This is a genomic window from Streptomyces reniochalinae (assembly GCF_003323735.1).
GTDB classification, from domain to species: Bacteria; Actinomycetota; Actinomycetes; order Streptomycetales; family Streptomycetaceae; genus Streptomyces; species Streptomyces reniochalinae.
Window position 1 is genome coordinate 105,463 of sequence record NZ_QOIM01000018.1, and the last position, 20,061, is coordinate 125,523.

Annotated in this window: 20 protein-coding genes and 1 pseudogene; 7 read left to right on the forward strand and 14 right to left on the reverse strand. The window is 72.5% G+C overall.

The window, feature by feature from the left end:
* Positions 1 to 9: 9 nt before the first annotated feature.
* Entirely contained in the window at positions 10 to 564 is a 555-nt protein-coding gene (locus DQ392_RS01320) for a TetR/AcrR family transcriptional regulator (RefSeq protein WP_114013573.1), read from the reverse strand.
* A gap of 112 nt (positions 565 to 676) precedes the next feature.
* On the opposite strand from DQ392_RS01320, the gene DQ392_RS01325 reads away from it, so the two are divergent.
* The gene (locus DQ392_RS01325) at positions 677 to 2,296 is read left to right on the forward strand and encodes an MFS transporter (protein ID WP_114013574.1); all 1,620 of its coding nucleotides are present in this window, start codon (positions 677 to 679) and stop codon (positions 2,294 to 2,296) included.
* Positions 2,297 to 2,419: 123 nt separating this feature from the next.
* On the opposite strand, the gene DQ392_RS01330 is transcribed toward DQ392_RS01325, so the two are convergent.
* Positions 2,420 to 4,144, reverse strand: a complete 1,725-nt coding sequence (locus DQ392_RS01330; protein WP_114013575.1) for an MFS transporter — start codon at positions 4,142 to 4,144, stop codon at positions 2,420 to 2,422.
* Positions 4,145 to 4,222: 78 nt separating this feature from the next.
* Entirely contained in the window at positions 4,223 to 4,681 is a 459-nt protein-coding gene (locus DQ392_RS01335) for a MarR family winged helix-turn-helix transcriptional regulator (RefSeq protein ID WP_114013576.1), read from the reverse strand.
* A gap of 258 nt (positions 4,682 to 4,939) precedes the next feature.
* Here DQ392_RS01335 and DQ392_RS01340 point away from each other — a divergent pair, with 258 nt between their 5' ends.
* Together DQ392_RS01340 and DQ392_RS01345 are read left to right on the forward strand one after the other, a co-directional pair.
* Positions 4,940 to 6,058, forward strand: coding sequence for a M23 family metallopeptidase (locus tag DQ392_RS01340; RefSeq protein WP_245981026.1), 1,119 nt, complete (start codon positions 4,940 to 4,942; stop codon positions 6,056 to 6,058).
* Between the two features lie 319 nt (positions 6,059 to 6,377).
* Entirely contained in the window at positions 6,378 to 9,008 is a 2,631-nt protein-coding gene (locus DQ392_RS01345; protein ID WP_425470456.1) for a PA14 domain-containing protein, read from the forward strand.
* A gap of 107 nt (positions 9,009 to 9,115) precedes the next feature.
* Here DQ392_RS01345 and DQ392_RS01350 read toward each other — a convergent pair whose 3' ends face one another.
* Entirely contained in the window at positions 9,116 to 9,565 is a 450-nt protein-coding gene (locus DQ392_RS01350; protein ID WP_114013578.1) for a GNAT family N-acetyltransferase, read from the reverse strand.
* Between the two features lie 88 nt (positions 9,566 to 9,653).
* On the opposite strand from DQ392_RS01350, the pseudogene DQ392_RS36110 reads away from it, so the two are divergent.
* A pseudogene (locus DQ392_RS36110) lies at positions 9,654 to 9,910 on the forward strand (helix-turn-helix domain-containing protein); the annotation flags it as partial.
* Here DQ392_RS36110 and DQ392_RS01360 read toward each other — a convergent pair.
* Positions 9,889 to 10,620 carry a DUF998 domain-containing protein gene (locus DQ392_RS01360; RefSeq protein ID WP_114013579.1) on the reverse strand — a complete coding sequence of 244 codons (732 nt, stop codon included), beginning with the start codon at positions 10,618 to 10,620 and terminating at the stop codon, positions 9,889 to 9,891. The pseudogene DQ392_RS36110 and the gene DQ392_RS01360 sit on opposite strands and share 22 nt — an antisense overlap.
* A gap of 82 nt (positions 10,621 to 10,702) precedes the next feature.
* On the opposite strand from DQ392_RS01360, the gene DQ392_RS01365 reads away from it, so the two are divergent.
* Positions 10,703 to 11,449 carry a TetR/AcrR family transcriptional regulator C-terminal domain-containing protein gene (locus DQ392_RS01365; protein WP_114013580.1) on the forward strand — a complete coding sequence of 249 codons (747 nt, stop codon included), beginning with the start codon at positions 10,703 to 10,705 and terminating at the stop codon, positions 11,447 to 11,449.
* A gap of 31 nt (positions 11,450 to 11,480) precedes the next feature.
* On the opposite strand, the gene DQ392_RS34245 is transcribed toward DQ392_RS01365, so the two are convergent.
* The 8 genes from DQ392_RS34245 to DQ392_RS01400 all read right to left on the reverse strand — a co-directional run bounded on the left by DQ392_RS34245 (position 11,481) and on the right by DQ392_RS01400 (position 18,600).
* The gene (locus tag DQ392_RS34245; protein WP_181856237.1) at positions 11,481 to 11,648 is read right to left on the reverse strand and encodes a hypothetical protein; all 168 of its coding nucleotides are present in this window, start codon (positions 11,646 to 11,648) and stop codon (positions 11,481 to 11,483) included.
* 87 nt (positions 11,649 to 11,735) lie between these two features.
* Complete coding sequence (locus tag DQ392_RS01370; RefSeq protein ID WP_114013581.1) at positions 11,736 to 12,518, reverse strand: SDR family NAD(P)-dependent oxidoreductase; 783 nt, start codon at positions 12,516 to 12,518, stop codon at positions 11,736 to 11,738.
* On the reverse strand, positions 12,515 to 14,053 hold the full coding sequence (locus DQ392_RS01375) for a SulP family inorganic anion transporter (protein ID WP_114013582.1): 1,539 nt from the start codon (positions 14,051 to 14,053) through the stop codon (positions 12,515 to 12,517). The genes DQ392_RS01370 and DQ392_RS01375 overlap by 4 nt, the downstream gene beginning before the upstream one ends.
* Before the next feature lie 11 nt (positions 14,054 to 14,064).
* Positions 14,065 to 14,682, reverse strand: coding sequence for a carbonic anhydrase (locus DQ392_RS01380; protein ID WP_114013583.1), 618 nt, complete (start codon positions 14,680 to 14,682; stop codon positions 14,065 to 14,067).
* Between the two features lie 173 nt (positions 14,683 to 14,855).
* A complete protein-coding gene (locus tag DQ392_RS01385; RefSeq protein WP_147266463.1) occupies positions 14,856 to 15,230 on the reverse strand; it encodes a hypothetical protein in 375 nt (124 codons plus the stop codon).
* Between the two features lie 234 nt (positions 15,231 to 15,464).
* Positions 15,465 to 16,331, reverse strand: coding sequence for a carbohydrate ABC transporter permease (locus tag DQ392_RS01390; protein WP_245981027.1), 867 nt, complete (start codon positions 16,329 to 16,331; stop codon positions 15,465 to 15,467).
* The gene (locus DQ392_RS01395; protein ID WP_114013586.1) at positions 16,328 to 17,275 is read right to left on the reverse strand and encodes a carbohydrate ABC transporter permease; all 948 of its coding nucleotides are present in this window, start codon (positions 17,273 to 17,275) and stop codon (positions 16,328 to 16,330) included. The genes DQ392_RS01390 and DQ392_RS01395 overlap by 4 nt, the downstream gene beginning before the upstream one ends.
* Positions 17,272 to 18,600, reverse strand: a complete 1,329-nt coding sequence (locus tag DQ392_RS01400; protein WP_181856225.1) for an ABC transporter substrate-binding protein — start codon at positions 18,598 to 18,600, stop codon at positions 17,272 to 17,274. Before DQ392_RS01400 ends, DQ392_RS01395 begins: the two co-directional genes overlap by 4 nt.
* A 152-nt stretch (positions 18,601 to 18,752) precedes the next feature.
* Between DQ392_RS01400 and DQ392_RS01405 the strand changes: the two genes are divergently transcribed.
* Both DQ392_RS01405 and DQ392_RS34250 read left to right on the forward strand, forming a co-directional pair.
* A complete protein-coding gene (locus DQ392_RS01405) occupies positions 18,753 to 19,109 on the forward strand; it encodes a PRC-barrel domain-containing protein (protein ID WP_114013588.1) in 357 nt (118 codons plus the stop codon).
* A 15-nt stretch (positions 19,110 to 19,124) separates the two neighbouring features.
* On the forward strand, positions 19,125 to 19,295 hold the full coding sequence (locus DQ392_RS34250; RefSeq protein ID WP_181856226.1) for a hypothetical protein: 171 nt from the start codon (positions 19,125 to 19,127) through the stop codon (positions 19,293 to 19,295).
* Between the two features lie 160 nt (positions 19,296 to 19,455).
* Here DQ392_RS34250 and DQ392_RS01410 read toward each other — a convergent pair whose 3' ends face one another.
* Positions 19,456 to 20,058, reverse strand: coding sequence for a TetR/AcrR family transcriptional regulator (locus DQ392_RS01410; protein WP_114013589.1), 603 nt, complete (start codon positions 20,056 to 20,058; stop codon positions 19,456 to 19,458).
* Positions 20,059 to 20,061 lie beyond the last annotated feature (3 nt).

Below are 20,061 nucleotides of genomic sequence, written 5' to 3' on the forward strand. Positions count from 1 at the left end.
CGGGGCCTCTCAGGGGGTCAGCAGCGCCGCGAGCGGGCCCGTGATGTCGGCCCGGTCGGGCGGCGCCGCGGCTGCGAGGGACTGGAGGAGCAGGCCGTCGAGCACGCGGGAGAGTGCCCGGGCGGTCTGCTCGTCGGTGTGCGCGCTCAGCACCTCGCGCTCGGTCTCGGCGTAGAGCAGCGCCGAGTCGCGCAGCTCGGGGCGGCGCATGGCGGCGGTGGACAGTTCGAAGGAGAGCACCAGCTCGGCGCGGTTGTCGCGCAGCTGGCTGACGACGAGGTCGGCCAGCGCCTCGACCAGCTCGCCGGGGGAGACCTCGCCCAGGGCCGCGCCCCACTCGTGCAGGGCGCGCGCGTAGCGCTCGCTGAGCCTGCGGATGGCCGCGTCCAGCAGGTCGTCGAGGGTGGCGAAGTAGTAGGTGGTCGAGCCGAGGGGTACGTCCGCCTCGCGGGCGACCGCGCGGTGGCTGAGCCCCGTGATGCCGTTCTCCAGCAGGATCCGCTCGGTGGCGGCCATGATCCGCTCCCGGCGCTCCGGGTCGGCAGGTCCCCGCTTGGCTCCCATGGGCGCACCCCGCCTCTCTCCGTTTCCTGCGGCGATTTTGTGTACCCTAGTACACAGCTTTATGTACGCTCGTACACAAAAATCGTTTGACACGAACGGAGAGACCCCTCCCATGGCACCCGAGGCGACCGTGAAGGCCGGACCGCGCGAGTGGGCGGGGCTGGTCGTCCTCACACTGCCCGTGCTGCTGATCGCCGTCGACCTGACGGTCCTCGGCTTCGCCGTACCCGCGCTCAGCGAGGACCTCGCCCCCTCCAGCACCCAGCTGCTGTGGCTCGTGGACATCTACTCCTTCGTCCTCGCCGGGCTGCTGGTGACCATGGGCACGCTCGGGGACCGCATCGGCAGGCGCAAACTGCTGATGGCCGGCTGCGCCGGATTCGGCGTGGCCTCCGCACTCGCCGCCTACGCCCCCAGCGCCGTGGCCCTGATCGGCGCCCGCGTGCTGCTCGGTGTCGCCGGCGCCACGCTCATGCCCTCCACGCTCTCGCTGCTGCGCAGCATGTTCCGCGACCAGCGGCAGCGCCTCGTCGCCGTCGCCGCCTGGGGCTCCGCGTTCAGCGCCGGATCAGCGCTCGGGCCCGTCGTCGGCGGCATCCTGCTGGAGCACTTCTGGTGGGGCTCGGTCTTTCTGATCAACCTGCCGCTGGTCGTACTCGCCCTCGTCGGGCTGCCGCTGCTGGTGCCCGAGACCAAGGATCCCGCGCCGGGCCGCTTCGACCTGCCCAGCGCCGCGCTCACCCTGCTGACGGTGCTGCCCGTCGTCTACGCCATCAAGACCTTCGCGCACGGCGACGCGCTGCAATCCCTGCCGTTCCTGCTCGTGGGCCTGGCCTTCGGCACCGTGTTCGTACGCCGCCAGCGGACCCTGGCCGACCCGCTCATCGACATCTCGCTCTTCCGCATCCGCCACTTCTCCGCAGCCATCGTCACCAACATGCTCGTCATCTTCGTGATGGCCGGATCCCTCTTCTTCATCCCCCAGTTCCTCCAGCTCTCCGAAGGGCTCTCGCCCCTGCGCGGCGGACTGATGCTGCTGCCGGGCGCCGCACTGTCGGTGGCCTCCGGCTTCTTCGCCGCGGCCGCGGCGCGGCGCACCGGGCTGCGGCAGCTGATCAGCGCCGGGCTGGCGACCGCCGCGCTCGGGTTCGCCGCCATGACCGCCGTGCCCCTGGGACACGGGGTCGCCGTGGTCGTCCTCGCCTTCTGCCTGGTGAGCCTCGGGGTGGGGACGGTCATGACGCTGACCAACGAGATGGTCCTCTCCACCGTCCCGCCCGAACGGGCCGGTGCCGCCTCGGCCGTCTCCGAGACGGGCATCGAGTTGGGCGGCGCGCTGGGTATCGCCGTGCTGGGCAGCGTGCTCACCTCCGCGTACCGCATGGGCCTCGACCCGGTGGACGGGGTGCCGTCGCGCGTGCTGGAGGCCGCGCGCGAGACGCTCGGCAACGCGCTGGCGGCCGCCGCACGGCTGGGCGGCCAGCCCGGCAGGGTACTGGCGGAGGAGGCCAGGGACGCCTTCGCCACCGGCATCCGCTTCACCGGCATGGCCGGCGCCGCCCTCCTGGTGGTGGCCGCCGCACTGGCCTGGGTGCTGCTGCGCCCGCGGCCCGAACCCGGCGGCCACGACGCCGAGTCCGGCACTTCCCACCACGAGCAGCCGGACGCCGGCCACGGGCACCCGGACACCGGCCGCGGGCAGCCGGGCGCCAGGCACTCTCCCCGGGCCTGACGCCCACGTCGTCCACCCGCCGGGCGTGACGCCGGGGGCCGTGTCAGGCGCCCCGGCCTCTCAAGCGGCAGGGCCCCGGGGGAAGTCCCCCGGGGCCCTGCCGCGTTCAGCCGCCGGTGGCGCTCACGCCGCCCCGCTCCGCAGTTCGGTCAGCGTGCCTGCGGTCAGCGGCCGCGGCCCGGCGTCGGGGTCGACGAGGAGTACGTCGCAGGCGGCGGCGTGGGTGAGCGCCGCGGTGAAGCTGCCGTCCGCGAACTGGGCGAGCGCGCCGCGCGGCGAGCGGCCGACCGTGACGGCCCGGGCCCCGACCTCGGCGGCGTGCCGGGCCAGTACGCGCCCCGCGGCGGCGTGGTCGCCGACGCTGTCGAGTACCTGCCCCGTCGCGGGGACACCGCCCGCAGCGAGCCGGTCCAGGTGGGCCTTGACGGCGGCGCGGGCCTGGTCGGCGTCCTCCGTCTCGACGGCCTGCTCCTCGACGACGGCGGACTGCCGGACGTGGACGACCTCCAGCGGACTCCCGGAGTGCTCGGCGTACCGGGCGGCGGTGTCCACGATCGTGGCGGCCCGCGCGTGGGCGCCGACGGCCACGATGACCGGGGGCGCGCCGCCCGCGGCCGCCGCGTCACCGACGGGCCGCAGGGCCGGGGTGACGGGCTCCTCCGCGTCGGGGCTCGCCTCGGCCTGGCGCAGCAGCCGGTGGCCGCTGGCCAGGACCGGGATGGCGAGCAGGAAGGTGGCGGCGCCCAGGTAGAAGGGGACGCTCAGGTCGGTGGCGTCGGCGAGCTTGCCGGCCACGTAGGGGGCCAGGCCGCCGCCGATGAAGCGCAGGAAGCCGTAGGAGGAGGAGGCGACGGGGCGCTCGACGGGGGCGACGAGCATGACGGCCTGGGTGGTGAGGGTGTTGTTGATGCCGATGAAGGCGCCGCTGACGATGACCGCGACGATCACCGTCGTCGGTGTGGTGACCCCCGCCGCGATGACGGCCATCACGATGCCCAGGCCCAGCAGGTTGGCGTAGAGCACCGGCGCCGTGCCCCAGCGGGCCTGGAGGCGCGGGGCGAAGAAGACGCTGAAGGCGGCCACCAGCAGCCCCCAGCCGGTGAAGACCAGCCCGAGTTCGTGGGCGCTCAGCTCCATGGGGTAGGGCGCGTAGCCGAGCATGGTGAAGAAGCCCCAGTTGTAGAGCAGCGCCATGATGCCCATGGTCAGCAGGCCGCGGTGGCGCAGCGCCTTGAGCGGGGCGAGCGCTGAGGTGGGGCGTGCGGGTTTGGGGAGGTTGGGCACGAAGGCCACCGTGGCCGCCAGCGCGATCGCCATGAGGACGGCGACGCCGAAGAAGGGACCGCGCCAGCTGATGGCTCCCAGTTCGCCGCCGAGCAGCGGTCCGACGGCGATGCCGAGCCCCAGGGCCGTCTCGTACAGGATGATCGCGCCGCCGAATCCGCCGCTGGCCGAGGCGACGATCACGGCCAGCGAGGTGGCGATGAACAGGGCGTTGCCCAGCCCCCAGCCGGCCCGGAAGCCGACGATGCCGTTGATGGATCCGGAGGCGCCGGCCAGCGCCGCGAAGACGACGATGACCGACAGGCCTATGACCAGGGTGCGTTTGGCGCCGAAGCGGCTGGAGAACCAGCCGACGATCAGCATGGCGACCGCGGTGACGATCAGGTAGCTGCTGAAGAGCAGGGAGACCTGGCTGGGGGTGGCGTCGAGGCTCTCGGCCAGTGCGGGCAGGATCGGGTCGACCAGTCCGATGCCCATGAACGAGATCACGCAGGCGAACGCGACGGCCCACACGGCCTTGGGCTGCTTGAAGGGGCTGGCGGCCTTTCCTTGCGGTGCACTCATGTGTGCTTCTCTTCCGGGACGTTGGCGGATGCGGGGACGAAGGGACGAGGGGACGAGGGGGATGGGTGGGGCGCGGGGTCAGGGGCCGGGCCTGCGGCCCTGGATCGCGCGGGCCAGCGCGGGCAGCGCGAGGCGCACCGCGCGCTGTTCGGGTTCGCTCAGCTCGCCGAGGAGCTCCTCGAGCGCCTGGGCGCGCTCGGCGCGGCGCCGGTGGAAGAGTTCGAGGCCCGCGTCGGTGGCCTCCACGAGCACGCCGCGGCCGTCGCTGGTGTCCGCGGTGCGCCGGATGAGCCCGGCGCGCTCCATCCGGGTCATGAGCTGGGTCATGTTCGGCTGCGAGACGCCTTCGGCCCTGGCCAGTTCGGTCAGCCGCTGCGGGCCCTCGCGGCCGAGACGGGCCAGCGCCTGGCTGGCCGCGGTGCTCAGGTCGCCCGCGGTGGCGCTGCGGCGTACGTAGCGGACCATCTGCTCGACCGCGATGATCAGCTCGTCCGGCTCCTCCTGGGAGGCCGTCGAGTCCATAACCCGCTTATGCATACGCCCATGATGCACTTCCGTGTACGTTGAAACAAGTTTTCGGGGGTGCGGCGGGCACCGGGCACCGGACAGCAGGCAGCGGGCCGGAGGGGCCTCGGGGGCGTCCGCTGGGCGCCCGGGCCGGCTCGGTCCGGCTATCAGGGCCGGGCCGAAAAGCACCCGTCCCGGCGACAGCCGGCTGCGTCGAACGGCCCAAGCCGCCCGCGTGCCGCGCCCGCGCGCCCCGTCCTGCGGGGTGCGCGGACGCACGATCGTGCCATGACTCAGGCCGTACGAAAGAGACGGGCGGCGGCTCCACTGGCCGCACTGCTGTGCGCCGCGGTGCTCGCCGGTGGTGCGCCGCACGCCACGGGGGCCGCCCAGGCGAAGGGCCCCTCCGAGGCCGCGCAGCCCCTGCCCGACCGGATCGCCGCCCTCTACCGCGAGGCCACCGCCGCCTCCGCGCGGTTCGAGGCCGCCCAGCGCAAGGCGTCGGCACAGCGGGTGGCCGCCCGGCACGCCGCTCGCGCCGTCCACCGTGGCGAGCGGCGACTGCGGACGCTGCACAGGCAACTCGGTGCCGTGGCACGCCTGCAGTACCAGCAGGGCGGCTGGGCCCCCAGCACCCGCCTGCTGACGACCTCTTCGCCCGAGGTCCTGCTCGGCAAGCTGCGTTCGCAGCGCCAGGGCGACCACGCCTTCCGGCGGCTGCTGCACACCACCAAGGGCACCCAGCGCCGGCTCGTGCGCGACCGGGCGCACGAACGCGCCCTGCTGGGCAGGCTGAAGGCGGACGCCACGCGTCAGCAGCGCGCCGCGCGCACCGTCGAGCGGCGGCTCGCGCAGGCCAGGGTGCGGCTGCGGCAGGAGCGCGCGGACCGGGCGGCACGCGCCGCAGGCCCGGTGACGCGCGCGGCGCTCCAGGCGGTGCCCGCCAGCTCCTCGGGTGGCTGCGCCTACAGCCCGCCGCCGGCCAAGCGGGGGCACAGCGGCGCGAAGTGGGTGAAGCCCGTGAAGGGCTACACGCTCTCCGCGGGCTTCGCCTCCTCGGGCAAGCGCTGGGCGCACAGCCACACGGGACAGGACTTCGCGGTGGGGGTCGGCACCCCCGTGCGGGCGGTCGGCGCGGGCACCGTCGTCAAGACGGAGTGCGGCGGCCCGTTCGGCAACCACATCGTCATCCGGCACCCGAACGGCTACTACACCCAGTACGCGCACCTCTCCCGCATCCAGACCAAGAAGGGCGCGCACGTGCGCGCGGGGGAGCGGATCGGGCTGTCGGGCAACACGGGCAACTCGACAGGTCCGCACCTGCACTTCGAGGTCAGGGTCACGCCGGAGGTCGGCTCAGGCGTCGACCCGGTGCCGTGGCTGCGCAACCGGGGTGTGGACGTCTGAGGCGTCCGTTCTCCGCCGAGCGGTGCGAAGGGGCCCGGATCTACAGGTCCGGGCCCCTTCGCCGTACGCGGTCCCGGGTGCGTCGCGGCGGGGCGGGTGTCGCGGCTCTGGACAGCCGCTGACGCCGCGTGCTCTCATGCGTACTGCGCGTGTTCCAACACGTTCCGACAGTGAGCTACAGAATCGCACGCTGGCAACGAGCCCCGATCGCACCCTGACAACGATGTCAGTCGTGAGGTCCGCTCAGCGTTCTCGACGTTCGGCTCGATGTCCGCCGGACCCGCACGGAGCACACCACCGCACCCACCCGGAGGTCCCCGTGAGACGCGCACACCCCTGGCCGGCGGCGCTCACCGCCGCCCTCGCACTCCTCGCCCTCCTGGCCGCCGCGCTCGGCTCCTCGCCGCCGGCCGCGGCCGCCGCCGACGACCCGCCCGCGGTGCACGGCCTCAAGGGCGAGTACTGGACGCAGACCGCCCCCGGAGCCCACGACTTCGGCACCCTCCAGGCCACCGCCTTCGACCCCGCGCTCGACTTCGACGACCTGGAGCCGCGGCTGAGCGAACGGGCGGGCCGCAGCGACCACGCCAGCGTCCGCTGGACCGGCCGGCTCACCCCGGACAGGACGGGCGCGCACACCTTCCACGTCACCGGCGACAACGGTTTCCGCGTGTGGGTCGGCGGCGAACTCGTCATCGACCACTGGGTCGCCGACTGGGACAAGGAGATCACCTCCGAGCCCGTCGAACTGACCGCGGGGCGCGCCTACGACCTCAAGGTCGAGTACTTCGAGGAGGACGGCGGCTCCAACCTCCATGTGCGCTGGACCCCGCCCGGCGGGGAGAAGACGGCCATACCGCGGACCGCCCTCACCCTCCCCGACGGCTTCGAGTACGACGGCCCCGCCGAGACGCACGTCCTCGCCTCGGGACGCACCCTCCAACTCCGCTTCCCGCAGCGCCTCGCCGGGCCGCCCGCCGCACTGCGCGACCACCTCGAGGCCGTCATCGGCGGCGCCGAGTGGCCGCTGGGGCAGCCCAGAACCGACGCGGAGGACCCGTACGCGCTCCTCGTCCCGCTCACCGAGCCCGTCGTCGGCCAGGGCGGATCCGCCGAGGTGCGCTACGACGGCGAGGGCGGTCTGGCCGGCGCGGACGGCGAGGCGATCGGCGCCTTCTGGGCGAGCGGCGACAACCGTTCCGAGTACCAGCTGTCCACCCGCTGGGCCCAGGAGGCCGGTCCCGGCAACGCGCTGCCCGAGTATCCCAGGCCCCAGCTGAAGCGCGATCAGTGGCGCAACCTCAACGGCACCTGGCAGTTCGCGTCGGCGGAGAAGGGCCAGGCGCCGCCGGTCGGGCGCGACAAGCGGCTGGACGAGAAGATCCTGGTGCCCTACCCCGTCGAATCCCGGCTCTCCGGCGTCGAGCGGCACGAGGAACGCATGTGGTACAAGCGGACGTTCACCGTGCCCAAGGGCTGGAAAGTCGGTGAAGGGCCCCGGGGCAAGCGGCTGCACCTGACCTTCGACGCCGTCGACTGGCAGGCCACGGTCTACGTCAACGGCGAGCGCGTCGCCACGCACAAGGGCGGCTACGACCGCTTCACCGCCGATGTGACCGACGCGCTGAAGCCCGGTGGCCGCCAGGAGCTGGTCGTCGGCGTCTACGATCCGACCGACGGCGCCGAGGGCCCCAACCCGCCCGTCGGCAAGCAGCGGCTGAGCCCCGAGGGCATCTGGTACACGCCCTCCTCCGGCATCTGGCAGACCGTGTGGATGGAGCCGGTCGCCGCCGACCACACGACCGATGTGCACACCACCCCCGACCTGTCCGGCGAGCAGGTCTCGGTCACCGCGCGCGGCGTGCGCGACGGCGTGCCCGTCACCGCCGTCGTCCGCGACGGGAGGAAGGAGGTCGGCCGGGCCACCGGCAGCGGCACCGAGCCCTTCGAGGTGCCCGTGCCCGAACCGCACCTGTGGTCGCCCGACGACCCGCACCTCTACACCCTCACGGTGCGGGTGGGCGAGGGGCGTTCCGTCGACACGGTGGACAGCTACTTCGGCATGCGCGAGATCTCCGTCGAGACGGTCGACGGCGAGCGGCGCATGGTGCTCAACGGCAAGCCCGTCTTCTCCATGGCCACGCTCGACCAGGGCTTCTGGCCCGAGAGCCTGCACACCGCCCCGACCGACGAGGCGCTCGCGTACGACCTTCGGCAGCACAAGAAGATGGGCTTCAACTCCGTACGCAAGCACATCAAGGTCGAACCCGACCGCTGGTTCTACCACGCCGACCGGCTCGGCCTGCTGGTGTGGCAGGACATGCCCTCCATGCGCTCGGACCGCACCCCCGACAGTGCGGCCCGCGCCCAGTACGAGCACGAGATGCGGGAGATGATCCGGCAGCACGACAGCCACCCCTCGGTGATCATGTGGGTCACCTTCAACGAGGGCTGGGGCCAGTACGACCAGGCCCGCATCGCCGACTACGCCAAGGGGCTCGACCCGACGCGGCTGGTGAACAACATGAGCGGGCACAACTGCTGCGGCGCGGTCGACGGCGGCAACGGCGACATCTCCGACGCGCACGGCTACCCGAGCGCACAGCTGCCCGAGCCCGACGGTCGAAGGGCGCTGGTGAGCGGCGAGTACGGCGGCCTGGGGCTCGCCGTGCCGGGCCACGCCTGGCCCGTGCGGCACACCTACGTCGGGGTGGAGAAGGACGCGTACACCGACGAGTACCTGGCGAAGCTGGCCGAGGTCGAGCAGTTCGCCGCCTGCGAGGGCGGCAGCGGCGCCGTCTACACCCAGATCACCGACCTGGAGGGCGAGTTGAACGGCCTGCTCACCTACGACCGCCGGGTCGTCAAGCCGGACACGGGCCGCCTCAAGGCGGCCCACGAGAAGCTGATCGAGGGCGCCGCCGAAGGCTCCCTGACCTGCGAGCGGTAGCCACCGGGTCCCTCCCGCTGTCCGCCCCGCCTCACGCGGCGGGGCGGACAGCGGGACCCGGCCCGCCGCGCGGGCCCCGCGGACCGGTCAAAAGCCCCGCGGTCCGGTCAGACCTTGCGGTGCATGCCGATGGAGTGCGGTGCCGTCTCGGTGAAACCGAAGCGGCTGTAGAGGTGGTACGCGTCGCCGTCGGCGATGAGGGAGACATAGGCGCCCGCCGGGGCGCGCCGTTCCAGTTCGCCGGTCAGCTCCGCCATGATCCGCTTGCCGAGCCCTCTGCCCTGGTGCGCGGGCAGGACGCACACGTCCGCGATCTGGAAGCAGGAGCCTCCGTCGCCGATCACCCGCCCCATGCCGACGATGCGCCCGGTGGCCTCCTCGCCGTGGGTGGGCACCGCCTCGACCACCACGCCGTACCAGGTGCCCGGCAGGCCGCGCGCCACGGCCTCGACGGGCCTCGGCCCCATCCCGCACGCGTGGCGGAGCGCGCGGAAGGTCTCGACGTCGGGGACACCGGCTCCGACCTCATAGGTGTAATGGTTCGTGCTGGTAGTCATGGCTTACACGTTACTCACTTCGGCTCGTCGGGGTGGATCTTTGCGGAGTTCCTGAAGGGCCTGGAGCGGTGGCTGTATCCCGTGACGTGTGAGGTATGCGGATGGGGGCGGGCTGACTCCTGCGGGGCGCCGGCGCCGAAAGACGGTACGGATGCAGGCGGCCGAGCTGTTCGAGCAGAAGATCAAGCCGCCGGACGCGGCACGGTGCCCGCGGGTGAGCCTGAAATCGGCTTACCAGTGGCATCAGTTGTGGCGGTCGGTCGTGAGGCTCTGGCTTTGCGTGGCCCGAGCGGGTCGCGGTGCCGTCTGCCACCGCGTTGTTGTCAGCCCGTCGCTGCCGTGCTGCGCGGGTGGGAGTCGTGCCGGCGTAGCAGGCGTGCGGCCAGTAGGGCGAACCAGAGGCCGCCGGTGCCGAGGCTGATGCGCTGCCACAGGCCGTGATAGGTGCCGGTCTGGGTGTCCATGTTGAAGCGGGTGATGCCGATGTAGAGGGCGACCGGGACGACGATGCCGGCGATCAGGCTGAAGAGCGCCCACGGGAGGCCGTCGCGGCGCCGGAAGGCGCAGTAGGCGGCGGCGAGGATGACACCGCTGTAGGCGACGAAGGTCGGGAACATGTTGATGCCGTGCACCCAGCCGTGGAAGGACGCATCAGCCGTTCCCTGGCTGCCGGCGGGATAGCCCACGTATGGGTCGCAGACGAAGACGCCCTGAACGATGAGGCAGACGCCGAGGAGTCCGGTCAGCAGGGGGATGGCGGCCGCGCCCGGACCGCCGCGCGGGGCCAGCGCGCGGCGCAGGCCCACGGCGAAGGCGAGGGTCATCACGCCCGCCACGAGGAAATTGATGATCTGCTGCCAGCCGTACTCGCTCAGGCTGAGTTCGCTGCCCCAGTGGTGCAGGGCGCTGTAGCCGGGGCGGAACGCGCCCTCGATCAAGATCACGACGATGAACAGCAGCGGGCCGACGCCGCAGGCGAGGAGGGCCCGGGTGCGGCGGTCCGAGGTCGGCGCAGGCGCGGCGGCCGGGGCGTCGGTTGTTATTGGCATAGACATGCGAGACTTCCTCAACGCAGGCACCCTTAGCGGCGCTAAGGATTTGTCATCATAGTACCCTGAGCACCGCTAAGATGCATACGTGACCAACCTCCGTCCCCCTGCCTCCACTACCGCCCCCGGTGCCCAACGCGCCGAACTCGATCGCGACGTTGTCGCCGACGCGGCCTTGAAGCTGCTCGACGAGGTCGGGCTCGACGGACTGACCGTGCGTCGGCTCGCGGCCCGGCTCGGCGTGCAGAACCCCGCTCTGTACTGGCATTTCCGCAACAAGCAGGAGCTGCTGGACCTCATGGCCCAACACCTGCAGATGCCACAGGAGGCACCGCCACCCGGCGACGGTGAGACGTGGGACACATGGATCGCCGCCCGCGCCCACGCCCGCCACCGCCTCCTGCTGTCCCGCCGCGACGGCGCCCGCCTGATCGCCGGCACCAGCCCCGGGCCCGAAATCGCGGCGTTGGCCGAGGCCGACCTCCGCGTCCTTGTCGGCTTCGGCTTCGATCCGGTGCACGCGATGCGCGCGATCATCGCCATCGGGCATTACGTCACCGGATTCACCCTGGAGGAACAGGCCGCACAGAGCCGACGCAGCGAGGGGGCCCCACCGGCACCGCGGCACGGTAAACGCCGCGGCACCCAGGACGCGGCGCTCGAAAGCGCCCTGGCCCCGCTCCTCATGGAGGCGATCCAGCGCGGCGGCCCCCCGGAATCCCCAGAAGCATTCGAGCAGGGCCTGACCATGCTCATCGACGGCATGCGCGCCCTGCCGCGCCACCCCGGTGAGAAGAGCATGTTCACGACCGCCCCGCCCCAGGAGGAGCCCTAGGCGTTCTGTCCATGGAGGTTGGTGACGGTGTTCACCGGCTGGTGGTCTTGAAGGGGGTGAGGTCTTCTGGCTCGGTGTGGATTGCGAGATCTGCACCGGCGACCAGCCCGAGACGGCAGCCCGCCGCCAGGCCGTGCGCGAGACCCGTGCAGGGCGCGATGTCGCCCCGCGAGCCCGCCGTCATCACCGCAACGCGCATGGCCCAAGTATCCGCGGCCCGCCTGGGCGGGGTGCCGTTCGCGCGCCGCGGTATCGCGAGGGTGCTCCTCAACCGGGCGCCCTCAGGTCAGCCGTGGGCCATCGTGCGGTTCATCGCCAGGTTGGACACCAGCAGCCCTCCGTCGACCGGCAGCGTGACGCCGGTGATCCAGGCCGCGTCCGAGGACGCCAGGAAGGCGACGGCCGCCGCGATGTCGGACGGCTCACCGACGCGCCCGAGCGGATAGTGGGCCGAGACCTCCGCAAGCATCGCGGCCCGCTCCCGCCACACGTCGGTGCGCACGGTGCCCGGTTCGACGAGGTTGACCCGCACGCCCCGCGGGGCCGACTCGACGGCCAGGGTACGGGTCAGGGAGGCGAGTCCGGCCTTGGCCGCGCTGTAGGCGTGGTCGCCGAAGTGCGCTTCGGCGTTGACGGAGCCGACGCTGACGATCGCCCCCCGGCCAGGGGCCGCGGCCAGCAGAGGCAGCGCGGCCCGGGCGCACCGGGCCGCGCCGTGCAGGGTCACCTCGAAGTCCTCGTACCAGGCCGCCTCGTCCCATTCCTCGAAGCGGTCCGGGTCGCGGTGGCAGGAGTAGGCGTTGTTGACCAGCACGTCCAAAGAGCCGAAGGTCTCGGCGGCGCGGGTGACGGCGGACTCGACGGCGGCCGCGTCGCGCACGTCGCAGCCGTGTGCCTCGGCGGTTCCGCCGTCGGCGCGGACGGCCGCCGCCACCGCGCGGGCGCGCTCCGCGTCCAGGTCGGTGACCAGGACGCGGGCGCCCTCCGCCGCGAGGCGGTGTGCGACGGCCGCTCCGATGCCCTGTCCGGCGCCGGTCACCAGCGCCGCGTACCCCTCGAATCGTGTCATCCGATCATGCTAGAAGCGCTCTCCTCCTTGTGGACAGGCTCCGTACGGGCCGCGACCCTGTTGTGCTGCTCCTCCCACTGCGAGAGCGCCAGCGCGCAGGCGTGGTCGACGTGCCGCAGCTTCTCCAGCCGCAGCTCCACGCGGCGGTCGGCGGGCAGCGCCTCCAAGTGGTCCTGGAGCTTGGGGAGCCGCAGGAAGGTGGCATTGCCCAGCACCATGACCCGCAGCGGCTGTCCTTCGCCCGGGTCCTCGGTCTCCACGTGGACGTGCGAGGTCTCCCACGCGGTCTTGACCACCGCCATCAGCAGCCCCAGCAGCACGCCCTGGAACATGTCGGTCAGGACGATCGCCAGCGCCGTGACGGCCAGCACCACGGCCTCGGCCCGGTGCTGGCGCCACATCGGCCCCAGGTCTTTGAGCGGGATCAGCTTCCAGCCCGCGTGCAGCAGCACCCCGGCCAGCGAGCAGAGCGGGATCATGCCGAGTGCGGCGGGGAGGGCCGCGGCGAACAGCAGCAGCCAGACGCCGTGCAGCACCCGCGAGACCTTCGTCCTCGCTCCGGCCGACACGTTCGCCGAACTGCGGACGATGACCGCGGTCATCGGCAGCGCACCGAGCACACCGCACACGGTGTTGCCGGCGCCCTGGGCCATCAGCTCCTTGTCGTAGCGGGTGCGCGGGCCGTCGTGCAGCCGGTCGACGGCCGCGGCGCTGAACAGCGACTCCGCTGAGGCGATCAGGGTGAAGGCCAGGACGGTGCTGAGCATGCCGACGGAGGCCAGGGAGGAGAAGTCGGCGAGTCCGGGCGGCTGGACGGAGTCGAAGAGGCCCTGGACCTCCACCCGTGCCACCGGCAGGTCGAACCCGACGGTCACGCCCGTGGCGAGCAGGACGGCGGCCAGCGGAGCCGGCAGCATCCGCGAGGCGGCCCGCCACCTGGGCCACAGCAGCAGCACCGCCACGGTGGCCGCGCCGAGGGCGACGGCGATCAGGGCCTCGTTGTCGGCCGCCGTGTCCACCAGCAGAGCGCCCAGGCCGAGCAGTTTGCCGGGGCCGCTGCCGGGCGCCTCGGCGTCGGCGAGCGCGTAGAGCTGTCCCGCGATCAGCACCATCCCGATCCCGGCGAGCATGCCCTGGACGACGGAGACGGAGATGGCGCGGAACCAGCGGCCCAGCCGCAGCGCGCCCATCAGCAGTTGCAGCAGTCCGGCGGCGAGCACCAGCACTCCCAGGCCGCTGAGCCCGAAGGTGCGTACGGCCTCGAAGACCAGCACCGTGAGTCCTGCGGCGGGGCCGCTGACCTGGAGGCTGCTGCCGGGCAGCAGCCCGGTGACCAGTCCGCCCACGATGCCGGTGACCAGCCCGAGTTCGGCGGGGACACCGGAGGCGACGGCGATGCCCACGCACAGCGGCAGGGCGACGAGGAAGACGACGAGCGAGGCGGTGAAGTCGGCGCGCAGGCTGCCGCGGCCGCGCAGGGGGTTGAGCCGGGCGGCCGGCCCAGAGCCGTGGGTCGTGTTGTTCGTGTGCGTCATGGCGGTACCCCTCACAGCGGCAGGAACGCGTCGGTGCGCGTGTCCAGTTCGTGCACCTGGCCGGTGTCGACGGTGTAGAACCAGCCGCGCACCCCGAGCCGGCCGGCCGCCTGGCGCTCGGCCACGCACGGGTAGTCGCGCAGCCGTGCGAGCTGGACGCGTACGTGGCGCTGCACGGCGGCGGCCACGTCGGGGCCGCCGGGAGCGGCGCCGTCGCCCGCCAGTTCCGCGCGGGGCGCCAGTTGGCTGCTCAGCCAGCCGTCGACGGCGGGCACGGCCGCCAGGTCGTCGCCCCGCGCCCGGGCGCCGACCGCCCCGCAGTGCGAGTGACCGCAGACCACGATCTCGGGCACTTCCAGCACGCACACCGCGTACTCGATCGTGGCGGCCTCGGCGGTGGGGTGCCCGGTGGCGTAGGGCGGTACGACGTTGCCCGCCGTGCGCAACTCGAACAGCTGTCCTGGCAGGGCTCCGGTGAAGACGGCGGGCTGGACCCGCGAGTCGGAGCAGGTGAGGAAGAGGGCTTCGGGGGACTGGCCGTCCGCCAGCCGGGCGTAGCGCCCGGCTTCGCCGGCGCGGCCACGGACACGTGCGGGGAAAGCACGGGTGTAAGGGAGCAGAGAGCGCATGCGGTTACCTTGCGTTCCGGTGAAGATGCGGTGAGTGAGGCCGGAACGGCAGCCCGCGGCGGGCCCCGCGTCGCACCGCCAGGGATGTCGCCGTACGGCCGTACGTCGCCGTACGGCGCTGGACATCGCCAAGGGGGACGGGGGTCACACGTGTGCGGGTGCCGTGGCCGTGCTCAGTGCCGGAACACCTGGTGCAGGACGGGAACCTCGACGGATCTGCTCCACGGCACACCCGCGCTCCCGGTCTCGGGGAGCGCGCTGGTGTGGGTGGCGGCCAGGGAGTGGGCCACGCGGCAGCCCGCGAACAGCGGTCGTTCGCCGGGAGGCGGCGGCGAGGTGGGGGCGCGTGCGGCGCGGCGTGCCTGGCAGCCGGTGTTCTCGTGCTCGACCTCACCCGGCGCCGAGAGCGCCGAGGACTGGGCGGCGGTGGGCGCGCGTTCGGCCGTCGCCGACGGGAGGGCGCTCGCGCCCTGGGCTGCCAGCAGCACGGCGAGGAGCAGCGCGAAGGCGTGGAGGCACGCCCGTGCGGCGGTCACACAGCGACGCATGGCCCCCTCCCGGTTCGCCGGTCGCGTCTGGAGGTCTCCATCGTCACCCACGCTGCGTGACGAATCGCTGCGCTTTCGGTGAACAGCCGGTGAACTCACCCGGGAGGGGCAAGGTCTTTCGCTCGCACCCCGTTCTTTTCGGCCGCAACGGCCGGAAGTGGCCGAAGGGGCGCCGAGGCACGCACCGGCGCGACTGGTCGATACCCGAACTGCTGTACCCGTGACCGGTGCGGTTCAGCCCTTGAAGGCGCCCTGCAACAGGCCCGCGACGAAGCTCCGCTGGAAGAGCACGTACACGATCGTGATGGGCAGCATCACCAGGATCGTGCCCGCCGCCAGCATCGGTACGTCCGTGTTGTTCTGCCCGACGAAGAAGCCGAGCCCCGCCGGCGCCGTGCGCTTGGTCGCGTCCTGGATGAGCACCAGCACCAGCAGGAACTGGTTCCACGACCACATGAACACCAGCACCCCCAGCGTCGTCAGGGCGGGACGGGCCAGCGGCAGCAGCACGCGGAAGAGCACCGTCCACGAGGACGCCCCGTCGATCCGTGCCGCCTCCACCAGCTGAGGGGGAGTGGCGCGGAAGTGCGTGCGCATCCAGAAGACGCCGAACGGCAGGAACAGCGCGATCTCCACCAGGACGACCCCCAGGTAGGAGTCGGTCAGCCCGATGTTGCGCAGGTCGAAGTAGAGCGGGACGACGATGAGTTCCACCGGAATCGTCAGCCCCGCCACGAACAGCGCCGCCACCCCGTCGCCGCCGGGCAGCCGCATCGTCCCCAGCGCGTAGCCGGCGAGCCCGGCCAGCACCAGCGAGGCCGGCACCACGCCGACGGCGATGAGCGCACTGGAGCGCATCAGCGAGGAGAAGCCCGCCACCGTCCACGCCTGCCGGTAGTTGTCCAGGCTCCAGCGCTCCGGCCACTCCATGCCCACCACCGGCTCACCCGAGGGCTGCATGGACGCCAGGAAGACGCTGAGGAACGGGACGACGACAGCGACCGCCCCCGCCGTCAGCAGCACGTACCCGGACCAGCGCTCCGTCCGGCCCGTCCAGCGGCCTGCGGCCGCCCCGGTCACACCCGCACCCCCACGCCTCACGTCCTCTCCGTCCGCGACAGGCGGTTGATGACGTAGACCAACACCAGGATCAGCAGGCTCAGCACCACTCCCAGCGCCGAGGCCAACCCCACCTTCCCGTCGGAGAACGCCAGCTTGTAGACCAGCAGCCCCGGCACGGTCGTCTCCTCACCGGGACCGCCGCCCGTGGTGACGTAGACGATGTCGAAGCTGGCCAGTGCGGCGACCGTGGTCACCGTCAGCGCCACGGCCAGCTCGCCGCGCAACTGCGGGAGCGTCACCGAGACGAACTCCCTCACCGGGCCCGCGCCATCCAGCCGCGCCGCCTCGTACAGCTGCGGGTCGATCTTGTGCACCCCCGCCAGGAACAGCATCATGCACAGCCCGCTGAGCACCCAGGTGCCCACCAGCCCCACCGCGACCAGCGCCCAGTCGAAGTCGCCCAGCCACGCGCGCGCCCAGCCGCCGAGCCCGATCCCGCCCAGCGTCTCGTTGATCAGCCCGTCCTCGCCGTACAGCCACCGCCAGGTCACCCCCACCGCGACCAGCGGCACCACCTGCGGCAGCATGAACAGCAGCCGGTAGACACCCAGGCCACGGCCCCGGCCCCGGGAGCCGGCGCCCCCGATCGAGGACCTGGGCAGGCAGAGCAGCCCCGTCATCACCAGGCCCGCCAGGATCGGCAGGAGAGCGAAGAAGACGACGAGGACCAGCGCGTTGACCACCGCGCCGCGCAACGCCGGATCGGCGAACACCTCCCGGTAGTTGCGCAGCCCCGCCCACTCGCCCAGCGTCACCCCGTCCCACTCGAACAGCGACAGGTAGGCGGTGTGCAGCGCGGGCAGCACCGCGAACGCCAGATAGACGGCGGCAGCGGGCAGCACGTAGAGGTAGCCGCGCCAGGCGCGGCCCGCACGGCGCCCGGTGCGGCCGTGCCGCGCCCGCGGCTCTGTGGCCGCTGTCATCGCCCGCTCCCGTACCGCTCGTCCCACACGTCCTGGAGCGAGGCCAGATAGCCCTTCGGCGTCGTACGGCCCGCGAGGAGCTTTTGCACACCCGCCCGCAGCGGGTCGAGCATGCCCGGCGCGGTGAAGTCGGGGAAGTGGTTCATACCGTCGTCGTCTGTGACCCGCCGGTGGGCCCGCGCCACCTCACCCAGCACGCCGTCCGGCGTGGGCGCGGCCTTCTCGTCGACCGGCAGGAACCCGTTCGCGGCGACGATCTTCTGTGCCTCTTTCGAGGCGAGGAAGTCGAGGAAGGCGCCGGCGGCGCGCGGATGCCGGGTGCGGGAGGAGATCGCGTAGGAGACGCTGAAGCCCGAGGAGACGGCCCGCGCGCCCTGCCGCGCCGCGGGCATCAGGAAGAAGCCCGCCTTCTTCCCCATCGACTCCGACAGCTGCCCCGCCGCCCAGTTGCCGTTGACGAGGAAGACGCTGCGGCCGCGCACGAAGGCGCCGGTCGAGTCGTTCTGGGTGGTCCCGCCCGCGGCCTCGCCGACGTAGCCCTTACGGCTCCACTCCACCAGCTTGGCGGTGGCCGCCAGTGCCTCCTCGGTCTCGATGGTGGCGCCCTTGGCCCCCTTGACCCAGGCGCGGTACTTCTCGGGCTCCATCGCGTTGTTGAGCAGCGCCGCCCACAGGTGCAGCCCGCCCGAGTCGAGCGCGCCGACACCCAGCGGAGTCATCCCGGCCTTCTTGACGGCGGCGAGCTGCCGGTCGAACTCGGCCAGCGTGCGGGGCGGGCGGCTGAGGCCGGCCTTCCGTGCCAGCTCCTTGTTGTAGTAGATCCCCGTCATCGACAGCCCGGCAGGTACCCCGTACAGGTGATCCCCCTCGGCGGCGCGCTCACCGGAGCCGGTGAGCTGGTCCAGACCGGCGGCCGGGAACTTCTTCCGCCAGCCGTAGGCGTCCCGGTACGGGCCCAGGTCCAGGATGTCGCCGCGGGCGGCGATGTCGTCCATGCCGACGGCGAACTGCGCGAGGTCGGGCGCCGTGTCCGAGGCCATGGTGAGCTTGATGCTCTGCACGTAGTCGGCGAACTGCGTGTACCGCGGTTCGATGGTGATACGCGGATACCTCTTGTGGAACGCCGCCGCCAGCGCGTCCACCAGCGCGGGAGCGTCCGCGAAGGTGAGGGAGAGGGTGATGTCCTCCCGCGGGACGGCCGTCTGTGACGGCACCGTCCTGGGCCGGTCCGGATCGGCCGCCGTCCCCGGGGTCAGCGCTCCACAGGCCGTGACCAGCACCGTGAGCAGCGCGAGGAACACGGGCAGACGTGTCCGTGCGGCCATGCCGTGCCCGTCCATACGCGCCCCCGTCCAAGCGTCCGCGGCTGCGAGCGGGTCAGGACCGTACCAGCGGCGCCCCGCACCGGCCAGACCGCCGGGTGCCGCGCGGGAACCGGTGCCACTATGGAGACAGGCCCCCCGAATGTGGAGGAAAGATGTTCGAACCGGACGACATCCGGGAGTGGCGCGGACACGACGTGGTCGACGGCAGCGGCAGCAGGATCGGCTCGCTGGAGTCGGTGTACGTGGACACCGCCACCGACCAGCCCTCCTTCGCCACCGTGACCGTGGGCATGCCCACCCGCCACCGCCTGGTCTTCGTTCCCCTGGCCGGAGCCACCGTCGGTCCCCGGTACCTCAAGGTGAAATACCCGAAGGGCCAGGTGAAGGACGCCCCGTCCCTCGGAACCGACGATGTGCTCGCCGCCGAGGACGAGCCGTCCGTCTACGCGCACTACGAGCTGGAGTACGTCCCCGGCGCGGGCGGCGAACGCCGCCTGGCGCGCCGCTGAGCGGGGGAGGGTGAGATGGCGCTGTTCCTGTTCCTGGTCCTCGTGGCCATCGCGCTGGGCATCCTCGGCGCGGTCCTCAAGGGCCTCTTCTATCTGCTGATCATCGGTATCGTCGTCGCCCTGATCGCCTTCTTGTGGGCGGCCTACCGCATCACCACCCGCACCGGCAGACGCCGCGTGCGGTGACCCGGCGGGCCCTGTGGGGCCCGCCGGGGGCCTCGTGCCGAGCGGCCCGCGCCCGCCGGCCCCAACCCCCGCTGAGCGTGCCCGCGCCCTCCGGGTGCCCGCGTCGAGGGGCTCCGCCCGCCCGCCGCCCCGAGGGCGGGCGACCCGGGCGGGGGCTTCGTCATCGTCGACCGGAGGTGGTGGAGCGGTCTCGGATTCCGTCCAGGAGGTAGGTGGTGCGGCGGTCGTAGTCGTCTCGCGGCGGGCGTTCGCCGTGTTTGAGGGCGAGGGCGTTGTCGAGGACCAGTGCGTGGAGGTCGCCCGCCGTGAACTCCGGCCGAAGCGCGCCGGAGGCTCGTGCCGCTGCGGTCAGCTCCTCGTTGGTCTGACTTCCGACCCGGCAGATCTCCATGAGCTGCTGTGAGTGCGGATACGTCCGCAGCAGGACGTCGTTGAAGGCGGGCTGGCGGTACTGGAGGTCGCGGATCGCGGTGAGGTAGTAGGTGAGGCGCTCGCCGATGTCGTCGATGGTGCGCGTGTGGTCGATGACGGCGAACAGCTCATTCGCCACGACCTGTTCGATGACGGCTTCGATCAGGCCGATCCGCCCACCGAACCGGTTGAAGATCGTGGCCTTGCTCACCCCCGCCGCCTGGGCGACCTCCTCCAGCGGCACGGTCAGGCCCCGTCCCCGGAAGGCGCCGATCGCGGCAGAGCGGATCTGTGCGGAATTGCGCCGGGCGTCGGCGCGCAGCCGGGGTTCCGGAGGTCCCGCACCGGCCATCGC

Coding starts and splice junctions, on each gene's coding strand:
- DQ392_RS01320 (WP_114013573.1), bottom strand. CDS start 564: ATGGGAGCCAAGCGGGGACCTGCCGACCCGGAGCGCCGGGAGCGGATC.
- DQ392_RS01325 (WP_114013574.1), top strand. CDS start 677: ATGGCACCCGAGGCGACCGTGAAGGCCGGACCGCGCGAGTGGGCGGGG.
- DQ392_RS01330 (WP_114013575.1), bottom strand. CDS start 4,144: ATGAGTGCACCGCAAGGAAAGGCCGCCAGCCCCTTCAAGCAGCCCAAG.
- DQ392_RS01335 (WP_114013576.1), bottom strand. CDS start 4,681: ATGCATAAGCGGGTTATGGACTCGACGGCCTCCCAGGAGGAGCCGGAC.
- DQ392_RS01340 (WP_245981026.1), top strand. CDS start 4,940: ATGACTCAGGCCGTACGAAAGAGACGGGCGGCGGCTCCACTGGCCGCA.
- DQ392_RS01350 (WP_114013578.1), bottom strand. CDS start 9,565: ATGACTACCAGCACGAACCATTACACCTATGAGGTCGGAGCCGGTGTC.
- DQ392_RS01360 (WP_114013579.1), bottom strand. CDS start 10,620: ATGTCTATGCCAATAACAACCGACGCCCCGGCCGCCGCGCCTGCGCCG.
- DQ392_RS34245 (WP_181856237.1), bottom strand. CDS start 11,648: ATGCGCGTTGCGGTGATGACGGCGGGCTCGCGGGGCGACATCGCGCCC.
- DQ392_RS01370 (WP_114013581.1), bottom strand. CDS start 12,518: ATGACACGATTCGAGGGGTACGCGGCGCTGGTGACCGGCGCCGGACAG.
- DQ392_RS01375 (WP_114013582.1), bottom strand. CDS start 14,053: ATGACGCACACGAACAACACGACCCACGGCTCTGGGCCGGCCGCCCGG.
- DQ392_RS01380 (WP_114013583.1), bottom strand. CDS start 14,682: ATGCGCTCTCTGCTCCCTTACACCCGTGCTTTCCCCGCACGTGTCCGT.
- DQ392_RS01385 (WP_147266463.1), bottom strand. CDS start 15,230: ATGCGTCGCTGTGTGACCGCCGCACGGGCGTGCCTCCACGCCTTCGCG.
- DQ392_RS01395 (WP_114013586.1), bottom strand. CDS start 17,275: ATGACAGCGGCCACAGAGCCGCGGGCGCGGCACGGCCGCACCGGGCGC.
- DQ392_RS01400 (WP_181856225.1), bottom strand. CDS start 18,600: ATGGCCGCACGGACACGTCTGCCCGTGTTCCTCGCGCTGCTCACGGTG.
- DQ392_RS01405 (WP_114013588.1), top strand. CDS start 18,753: ATGTTCGAACCGGACGACATCCGGGAGTGGCGCGGACACGACGTGGTC.
- DQ392_RS34250 (WP_181856226.1), top strand. CDS start 19,125: ATGGCGCTGTTCCTGTTCCTGGTCCTCGTGGCCATCGCGCTGGGCATC.
- DQ392_RS01410 (WP_114013589.1), bottom strand. CDS start 20,058: ATGGCCGGTGCGGGACCTCCGGAACCCCGGCTGCGCGCCGACGCCCGG.